Raw genomic sequence first — 9,392 nt, forward strand, 5'->3', positions numbered from 1 at the left:
TATTTTTTGGCGGTGAGCACGGTGTAGGTATTGGCCTAGCTCTTTTCACTCATCTTCTAAAGACACTGCACAGACCGTGCCAAGTCGAAGATGCCCATAAAGTGGTGGGATTAGCGACCAAACGATGCAAAAATGAATCAACTAGAAGCTTTTTCAATTCATTTTTGAATCAAAAATTCAAAAATGAATCACTCAGAGGAGTCGGCTGCGATGAGTGAAATAGACAGGCGTGTGCTGCGAACCATTGTGGAGACCGCAAACGACCACTTCTTTATCGTCAGTGGCGATGGGCAAATAGTGGACATCAGCCCAGGAGCCGAAGCGGTTTACGGGGTATCCAGAGAAGAGCTGCTCTCCAGCAGTGTGCAGCAACTGCAAGCGGCCGGAGTGCTCAAACCTTCCATCACCATGGAAGTGATGCGTACCCGCCGGCCTGCGCAGCTTATGCAGGTCACCGGCACAGGCCGCCGGGTGATTGCCGAAGCCTACCCTGTATTCGTCGACGGCAAGCTGGAGCGCATTATTAGCCGCTCGCGGGATTTAACCGATTTGCAGTTACTGCAGGACGAGTATGCGCTGCTGCAAAAACGCTTTAGCGAACACTTAAAGCGCAGTCAGGCAGCTCCAGACGCGGAAGAGCAGGCGCTGGATGACGCCCTGGACAATTTGCAGGTGCGCAGCAGCGTGATGCGTGAAATTGCGCTGCTGCTTAAGCGGGTCGCCCCTTCCGATGCCAATGTGCTGATGCTGGGGGAATCAGGTGTGGGTAAAACCGCCTTTGCCAAACAGCTACACCGCTGGAGCCAGCGCTGTGACGGCCCCTTTATCGACGTTAACTGCGCGGCGATTCCAGAGAATCTGTTTGAGTCCGAAATGTTTGGCTACCAGCCCGGCGCTTTCAGCGGTGCCGCTCGCCAGGGCAAAGCCGGGCTGTTAGAGCAGGCCGAAGGCGGCACGCTGTTTTTGGATGAAATAGGCGAGCTGCCGCTGCTAATGCAAACCAAACTGCTCAAGGTGATCCAGGACGGAAGTTTGACCCGACTGGGTGACACCCGATCACGCAAGGTCAATTTCCGCTTGGTCGTGGCGACCAACCAGGACTTGGCAAAAAAGGTAGAGTCTGGGCTGTTTCGGTTAGACCTTTACTACCGCCTCAATGTGATCCCGGTCACCCTGCCGCCGCTGCGTGACCGCCGGGAGGATATCCCCGACCTGGTTGAAGCGTGTTTAAACCGGCTCAACCAGCGCTATGGCCGGCAAAAAATCCTTGATACCCGCGTTTGGTCGACCCTGATGGGCGGCGAATGGCCGGGTAACGTCCGCGAGCTGGAGAACTGGCTAGAGAGAGCCTGGCTTTCCAGCCCCACCGATCAAATCGAGGAGCCCGCCGCACTCCCTCACGCCGAACAGCCCCCGGCTAACTTGCCGAGCGCCTCGCCAGCAACGTCGGCAGTAGCACTCGAGCCCCAGGAAACCCTCAAGCAGTACCTAGCGCGACTGGAGCGGGAGACGCTTGAAGAATTGTGCACCACACTCCCCAGCACCTACGCCATTGCCGAGCGGCTGGGCATCAGCCAATCCAGCGTGGTGCGTCGGTTGCAGCGCTATGGCATTAAAGTTACCAAGTGATTTTCTGCTTGACACCGCTAGCGTAATAAACCATCCATGTAAGTGTCATAAAACGGCAACACCTTCAACACAAGCTGAACCAATAACAACCAACAGCCGGTGATGTGTGTGCTATGTCAAACCAATCGCGTATCCGCCTGGAACGCGTCACCAAACGTTGGGACGCGACCACTGCTGTCGATGACATCTCCTTCGACGTCACACCTGGGCAATTTGTCATTCTGCTGGGGCCGTCAGGCTGCGGTAAGTCCACCACGCTGCGGATGATTGCAGGCTTGGAAGAAGCCAGCGACGGGCGTATCCATATTGGCGACCGCGACGTCACGCGCCTGCCGCCCGGTGACCGCGGGCTAAGCATGGTGTTTCAGTCCTACGCGCTGTTTCCACATTTGAGCGTGGCCGACAATATCGTCTTTGGCCTGCGCAGCCGCAAGGTACCCAAAGCCGAGCAGCGCGAGCGGCTAGCCAAAGTGGCCGAGCTGGTTGATTTAACCGATTACCTAAACCGCAAACCTGCCCAGCTTTCCGGCGGCCAACGCCAGCGGGTTGCTTTGGCGCGCTCGGTTATTTCCGAACACCCGATCTGCCTAATGGATGAGCCGCTATCCAACCTGGACGCCCGGCTACGCAGCGACATGCGCCGGGAAATCAAAGCACTACAGAGCCGCCTGAATATGACGGTGATTTACGTTACCCACGATCAGGTGGAAGCCATGAGCATGGGTGATCGTGTGATTCTGATGCAGCACGGCAAAATCGTGCAGGATGGCTCGCCTGACGAGCTCTATAACCGCCCTGCTAGCGCTTTTGCCGCCAGCTTTATTGGAAGCCCCGCGATGAACTTGTTACCACTCGTTAAAGGTGAACAGGGTGCCGTTATCGAAGGCGAACCGAGTACGCCAGTTGCGCCCATGGAAGCCGCTGGTGGCCACTTGGGAATCCGGCCTGAAGATATCGAACTGCGAATCGCACCCGGTTCCGGCGTACCCGCTAACGTATTAAGTGAAGAGTATCTGGGAGCGGACACCATTGCGTATGTCGCGGTGGGATCGCACACCCTACGCGTGCGGCTTAGCGGCAAGCAGGCACTGACAGGCCAGCCATGCAGCCTCTATTGGATGTCAGAGAACACACACCTTTTCGATGCCGAAGGCCTGCGGCGGGATGACCTGACGCCGACCCCATTACCCAGCTCATCTCGAAGCATTCCTCGTCCACCGGCGGTGGGCTCTTTCCAACACTGACAGCAGTATTGACACTTGCGGAGTTTCTTATGCGTTTGCGTACCCCTTTTGCAATGACCGCCCTGGCAGCGGGCTTGTTAAGCGCCGCCCAGGTAAACGCGGATAGCGTCGATCTGACCATGTACTACCCTGTCGCGGTGGGCGGTGCACTCACCGACGTCGTTGATAATCTGGTGGAAGAGTTTGAGCGCGAATACCCCGATATCAACGTGGAAGCGATCTACGCCGGTAACTACGACGACACCCGCGTGCGCGCCATGTCGGCGATGGAAGCGGGCGATACGCCGCAGCTGTCGGTCATGTTCTCCATCGATCTGTACGAGCTGATTGAGCAGAACGCCATCGTCGCCTTTGACGACCTGGTCGAAACCGATGAAGAGCGCGAATGGCTCGATGGCTTCTACCCTGGGCTGATGGAAAATGGCCAGCTGGATGGCAAAACCTACGGCATCCCCTTTCAGCGCTCCACCATCGTACTGTTCTGGAACAAAGACGCCTTTGAAGCCGCCGGCCTAGACCCCGAAACACCCCCAGAGAACTGGGAAGAGATGGCCGAGATGGCGGCGACCGTGCGCGAAGCCTCCAACGGCGAGCAGTGGGGCGTGATGGTGCCGTCGACTGGCTACCCCTACTGGATGTTCCAGGCCTTCGCCTTTCAGAACGGCCACCGGCTAATGAGCGAAGATGGCACCGAGGTCTACTTTGACGACCCTGCAGCGGTTGAAGCGCTGGAGTACTGGGTGTCACTGGCCACCGAGCATAACGCCATGCCCGACGGCACCATCGAGTGGGGCACCCTGCGCCAGAACTTCCTGGAAGAGTCCACGGCAATGATGTGGCACACCACAGGCAACCTGACCGCCGTACGCAGCGAAGCCAATTTTGATTTTGGCGTCGCCATGCTGCCGATGAAAACCCAGCGCGGTAGCCCCACCGGCGGCGGCAACTTCTACATTTTTGAAGACGCCACTGAAGAAGAACAGCGCGCGGCGATGACCTTCATTCGCTGGATGACCGCCCCAGAGCGTGCCGCTGCCTGGTCGATTGAGACTGGCTACATGGGGGTTAGCCCCGCCGCTTATGAGACCGACGCGCTACAAGGCTACGTGGAAGAGTTCCCACCCGCCGCGGTCGCCCGCGACCAGCTTGAACACGGCACGGCAGAGCTTTCTACCTACCAGGGTGGCCGCATTCGCCGCGCCTTGGATAACGCCGTACAGGCGGCACTCACCGGACAAATGACACCGCAAGAAGCGCTTAGTCAGGCGCAGCAAGAGGCCGACAGCGTGTTGCGCCGCTACGCCCGCTAATCGTTAGGCATTTCACTGTTTGCCGGGGCATGCCCCGGCTTTTCCAACGTGCGGTACGTCTCTATGTCATTCACCAACCACCGCAAAATGCAGCTCTACGGCGCGCTTCTGCTGCTGCCCGCTGCGCTACTGCTGACGACGTTTGCTTATTTACCAACCGTGACAACGGTCATTAACAGCCTGTTTTTACCCGGTTTTCGCGGTGCGCCCACTGAATTCGTAGGCCTTGAAAATTATCAGGTATTGTTCGATGACCCGACGTTTTGGAAAGTAGCCCGTAACAACTTAATCTACGCCGTCGGTACGATTCCTACGTCCATCGCGCTGGCCTTGGGTATGGCGTTGTTCGTCAATGGCAAGCTTCGCGGGCGGGGCTTTGTGCGCATGGCCTACTTTACGCCGACGATTCTACCCATGATCGCCGCGGCCAATATCTGGATGTTTTTCTACGCGCCGCAGATTGGCCTATTCAATAAACTGCTCGGCATGCTGGGCTTTTCCGGGGTGAACTGGCTGGGCGATCCAAGCGTTGCGTTAAGCTCGGTGATCGTGATGTCGGTGTGGAAAGAAGCCGGTTTTTTTATGATCTTCTACCTGGCGGCGCTACAGAGCATGCCACCCGAGTTAAAAGAGGCAGCTGACTTAGAAGGCACTAGCCGCTGGAGCTTCTTTTGGCGGGTCACCTTTCCACTACTGATGCCCACCACACTATTCGTGCTGATCAATGCGCTGATTAACTCGGTACGGGTAGTCGATCACCTGTTTATTCTGACCAAGGGCGGGCCCAATAACGCCACCAACCTGCTGCTCTACTACGTCTACGAGAATGCGTTCTCATTCTTTGACCGCACCACGGCAGCCACCATTACGGTAGTGATTCTGGTGGTACTGGCGGTAGTGGCCACGCTGAAGTTCACGATTTTAGATCGCAGGACGCACTATCAATGAATACAACCACGACCTATGCGCCCCGCGCCCGTTTCTTCCCAATTCCAGCGCTGGAAACCGTGGCCGCGTGGCTACTGGCGATTATTTGGATTTTTCCGCTGCTGTATGCCTTTTGGGCTGCCTTCCACCCCAGCGAATTTATGGTGAACTTTGAGCTCTTCGCCCCGCTGACGCTGGAGAACTTCACTAACGCCTGGTCTCAAGCGCCCTTTGCCCGCTACTACCTGAATACCTTTGCGCTGGTGACAGGGGTGGTGATCGGTCAGTTTGTGGTCTGTACCCTGGCGGCATTTGCCTTTGCGCGCTTTCCGATTCCCGGCAAGAACGTGCTGTTTATGCTGGTGCTAATTCAGCTCTTTGTGTTCCCCGAAGTGCTGATTGTCGAGAACTACCGCATCGCCAGTGAGCTGGGGCTGATCAACACCATCACCGGGATTGGCCTGCCCTATGTAGCCAGCGCCCTGGGTATTTTTCTGCTGCGCCAAACCTTTAAAACCATCCCAAGGGAGCTGGAAGACGCCGCCCGCATCGAAGGCTGCAACTGGCTGGAAATTCTGTGGAAGGTGTACGTACCGCTAGCCAAGCCCACTTATCTGGCTTACGGGCTGGTCTCGATTAGCCACCACTGGAACAACTTTATCTGGCCGTTAGTGGTCACCAACTCAGTAGAGAGCCGCCCGCTCACGGTGGGCTTAGGCGTTTTTTCCGCGCCCGAAACCGGCGTTAACTGGGCCACCGTTAGCGCCGCCACGCTGTTAAGTATCGCCCCACTGCTGATCGCCTTCCTGCTGTTCCAGCGCCAGTTTGTGCAGTCGTTTTTACGGGCGGGGATTCGCTAGGCAAAATCCTTTGAGCTTTCGTGCGACAATTCTCCCTCAAGCACGCGATAAGGAGAGCATCGATGCACGGCGACCCTCACCCGGCAGCCCTCAAGGTACTGCAGGAGGTATTTGGCTACGACAGCTTTCGAGGCCCGCAGCAGGCCATCATCGAACATGTAATGGCCGGTGGCGATGCGCTGGTATTGATGCCCACCGGCGGCGGCAAGTCGCTGTGCTATCAGATCCCAGCGCTGCTCCGCGAAGGCACCGCGATTGTGATCTCACCGCTGATTGCGCTGATGCAGGATCAGGTAGCGGCACTTCAGCAGAACGGGGTCAAGGCGGCCTACCTGAACTCCAGCCTCGATTATCACGAGGCGGTCGAGGTGGAGAACCGCCTGCGCTCGGGAGAACTGGATCTTTTGTACGTCGCGCCCGAGCGGCTGGCCACGCCCCGTATGCAGATGCTGCTGGAGCAGACCCGGATTGCGCTGTTCGCCATTGATGAAGCCCATTGCGTCTCCCAGTGGGGCCACGACTTTCGCCCCGAGTATCGCCAGCTCTCCCAGCTTCATCAGCGCTTTCCCCAGGTGCCGCGCATAGCCCTGACCGCCACTGCCGATGTGCCCACCCGGGGCGATATCATGGAGCATCTGCAGCTCCAGGAGGCAGCGCTTTACAACAGCGGCTTTGACCGGCCCAACATTCGCTACCATATCGCCGAGAATCAGGGTAACGCCAAGGAACAGCTGCTGCGCTTTATTCGCGAGCACCACGACGGCGAGGCGGGTATCGTCTACTGCCTTTCCCGGCGCAAGGTGGAGGAGACCGCCGCCTGGCTGGAGCGCCAGGGGCTGACGGCACTGCCCTACCACGCGGGGCTTCCCCCCGAGCAGCGCCAGCAGCACCAGACCCGCTTTCTGCGTGAAGATGGCGTGGTCGTCGTGGCCACCATCGCCTTTGGCATGGGCATCGACAAGCCCGACGTGCGCTTTGTCGCCCACCTCAATCTGCCCAAGAGCATCGAAGCCTACTACCAGGAGACCGGCCGCGCCGGACGTGACGGCCTGCCCGCCGATGCCTGGATGGCCTACGGCCTTCAGGACGTGATCACCCTGCGCCAGATGCAGCAGGACTCCAGCGCCGCCGACCATCAAAAGCGCATCGAACAGCAGAAGCTCGACGCCATGCTGGGGCTCTGCGAGATCATCAGTTGCCGCGGCCAGGCGCTGTTGCACTATTTTGGCGATCACCTGGACGCCCCCTGCGGCAACTGCGACAACTGCCTGACCCCGCCCGAGACTTGGGAGGCCACCGTGGCGGCGCAAAAGGCACTCTCCTGTGTCTACCGCACCGAGCAGCGTTTCGGCGTGACCTATCTCGTGGACGTGCTGCTGGGCAAAAGCAACGAGCGTATCGCCCGCTTTGGCCACGATCACCTCAGCACCTTCGGCATTGGTAAAGAGCTCACCGTCAGCGAATGGAAGGCGCTCTTTCGCCAGCTGATTGCCAGCGGCTATTTAAGTGTGGATATGGAGGGGCACGGCGGCATTAAGCTCACCGCCAATGCCAAGCCGGTGCTGCGCGGCGAGCAGACCCTCACTCTGCGCAAGCCAAGCAACAAACCCAGCAAAGCCAAAACCGCTCGACGAGGAAGCAAAAGCACCTCTGCGCCGCAGGGCCACGGCCCGCTGTGGGAAGCCCTGCGCCAGCACCGCAAGGAACTGGCCGAAGCCCAGGGCGTACCTGCCTATGTGATCTTTCACGACGCCACCCTGGCCGAGATGGCCGAGCAGAAACCCCAAAGCCTGGACGCACTGGGCGCGATCTCCGGTATCGGCGCGCGCAAGCTGGCGGATTACGGCGAGGGCTTTCTGGACGTCATCCTGGCGCATCAGGAACCCCATCACGACACCCCACCCGCGGGCAGTAGCGCCTTCGAGTCCGCAGCACTGCTGCGCCAGGGACTAACGCCAGAGGAAGTCGCTCAGCAGCGCGGCCTTGCTGCCAACACTGTTTACCGCCATCTGGGCGATGTAATTCAAAGTGGCGACCTGGCGCTTGAAGAGGTGGTCAACCTGGATCCCCCGACCTTAGAACAAATCCGCGCAGCCTTTGCGCAATACCCAGATCAAGGGCTGAAAGTGGTGTTCGAAGCGCTGGAGGGGCGCATTGATTACCCTATTCTGCACTGTGTGCGGGCATCCAGGGCCGCAAAGGGTTAACTTCGCCCCAGAAAATGCTCGCCTCGCTCAATGGCGGCGGCATCAAACACGCCGGTATCCAACACCCAAGCCGTCACGAGCTTGGCGGGAGTGACGTCAAAGGCCGGGTTCCACACCGGTGCATTATCGGGTGCCCAGATAACCTCACCAAAGGCGCCAGCGACGCCGCGGATCTCTGCGGGATCCCGCTGTTCAATAGGAATCTCGGCACCCGTGGCACAGGCGGGGTCAACCGTAGTGTAGGGAGCCACCACATAGAACGGCACCTGGTGGTAGTGAGCGATCACCGCCAGCATGTAAGTACCCACTTTATTGGCGAAGTCGCCGTTGGCGCAGATACGGTCGGCGCCCACCATTACTTTATCCACTTTGCCCGCCGCCATCAGGCTGGCCGCCATGCTGTCGGCAATCAATTGGTAGGGAATGTCTAGATCAGCCATTTCCCAGGCGGTTAAACGACCGCCTTGGAGCAGCGGGCGAGTTTCATCTACGTACACGTGCAGTTCAACGCCACGCTGCTTGGCCACTGCCAGCGCACCAATAGCTGTGCCCACGCCTGCGGTGGCCAGTGCCCCGGTGTTGCAGTGAGTGAGCACGCGGTCGCCCGTTTGCAACAAGTCTGCGCCCCGCTCAGCCATTTGTTGGCACAGCGTCCGGTCTTCGGCAAACAGCGCGTCGGCGCGTTCGGCCAGGGCGTTGACGCCTTGCTCAAAGCAGGCTTCCATGGCATCCAGGCAGTACATTAAGTTAACGGCCGTGGGACGCGTGGCGCGTAAGTGATCGCTCACCAACTGCCAATCACTTTGTGGGTGGCGAGCGGCGTATTGGGCCAGCACGAAAGCGGCGCTTAAACCAATCAGCGGCGCACCGCGAATCGCTAAGCTTTTGACCGCTACCTGCCACTCTTCTGGCGAGTCACAACGCACCCACCGCTCCGCCTGGGGCAGTTGGGTTTGATCCAAATACTCAAGGTGGTTGGCATAGATCCGCAAACTGCGTGATTGAAGATGAGGCATTTGATGGACTCCTTGAGCACTTGAACTTGACTAGCAGAACCACAGCGCGGCTTATCAGGCGCGAAGCTTATCATATAGAATGGCTGCCACTAGAAGAGGCGACGCAGATACTATGATGACGCTACAAACTGAACTGCTGGCCGCCATTTCATGGGCGGCGCAGCAAGGCTGGACACCCGCCACTGGCGGGAACTTTTCC

At 58.6% G+C, this 9,392-nt stretch carries 7 protein-coding genes and 1 pseudogene; 7 read left to right on the forward strand and 1 reads right to left on the reverse strand.

Translation table 11 applies throughout. From position 1 onward, the window contains the following. Positions 1 to 210: 210 nt before the first annotated feature. The 6 genes from JI62_RS19850 (at position 211) to recQ (ending at position 8,177) form a co-directional block, all read left to right on the forward strand. Positions 211 to 1,629 (forward strand): sigma-54 interaction domain-containing protein, encoded by a 1,419-nt coding sequence (locus tag JI62_RS19850; protein WP_088701833.1) that lies wholly within the window; start codon positions 211 to 213, stop codon positions 1,627 to 1,629. A 113-nt stretch (positions 1,630 to 1,742) separates the two neighbouring features. Further along, on the forward strand, positions 1,743 to 2,873 hold the full coding sequence (locus JI62_RS19855) for an ABC transporter ATP-binding protein (protein WP_088701834.1): 1,131 nt from the start codon (positions 1,743 to 1,745) through the stop codon (positions 2,871 to 2,873). Between the two features lie 29 nt (positions 2,874 to 2,902). Further along, on the forward strand, positions 2,903 to 4,183 hold the full coding sequence (locus tag JI62_RS19860; protein ID WP_088701835.1) for an ABC transporter substrate-binding protein: 1,281 nt from the start codon (positions 2,903 to 2,905) through the stop codon (positions 4,181 to 4,183). 63 nt (positions 4,184 to 4,246) lie between these two features. Next, positions 4,247 to 5,131: a carbohydrate ABC transporter permease gene (locus JI62_RS19865; protein ID WP_088701836.1), complete on the forward strand. Its 885-nt coding sequence runs from the start codon at positions 4,247 to 4,249 to the stop codon at positions 5,129 to 5,131. After that, on the forward strand, positions 5,128 to 5,970 hold the full coding sequence (locus JI62_RS19870; protein WP_088701837.1) for a carbohydrate ABC transporter permease: 843 nt from the start codon (positions 5,128 to 5,130) through the stop codon (positions 5,968 to 5,970). Before JI62_RS19865 ends, JI62_RS19870 begins: the two co-directional genes overlap by 4 nt. Positions 5,971 to 6,032: 62 nt before the next feature. Further along, complete coding sequence (gene recQ / locus JI62_RS19875) at positions 6,033 to 8,177, forward strand: DNA helicase RecQ (RefSeq protein ID WP_088701838.1); 2,145 nt, start codon at positions 6,033 to 6,035, stop codon at positions 8,175 to 8,177. Here the strand turns inward: recQ and mtnA are convergent. Next, positions 8,174 to 9,193 (reverse strand): S-methyl-5-thioribose-1-phosphate isomerase, encoded by a 1,020-nt coding sequence (gene mtnA / locus JI62_RS19880; protein WP_088701839.1) that lies wholly within the window; start codon positions 9,191 to 9,193, stop codon positions 8,174 to 8,176. The two genes, recQ and mtnA, sit on opposite strands and share 4 nt — an antisense overlap. A gap of 115 nt (positions 9,194 to 9,308) precedes the next feature. Here mtnA and JI62_RS23260 point away from each other — a divergent pair. Continuing rightward, positions 9,309 to 9,392: pseudogene (locus JI62_RS23260) on the forward strand (methylthioribulose 1-phosphate dehydratase); the annotation flags it as partial.

The sequence above is a fragment of the Halomonas campaniensis genome, from assembly GCF_002211105.1.
Classification (GTDB): Bacteria; Pseudomonadota; Gammaproteobacteria; order Pseudomonadales; family Halomonadaceae; genus Vreelandella; species Vreelandella campaniensis_A.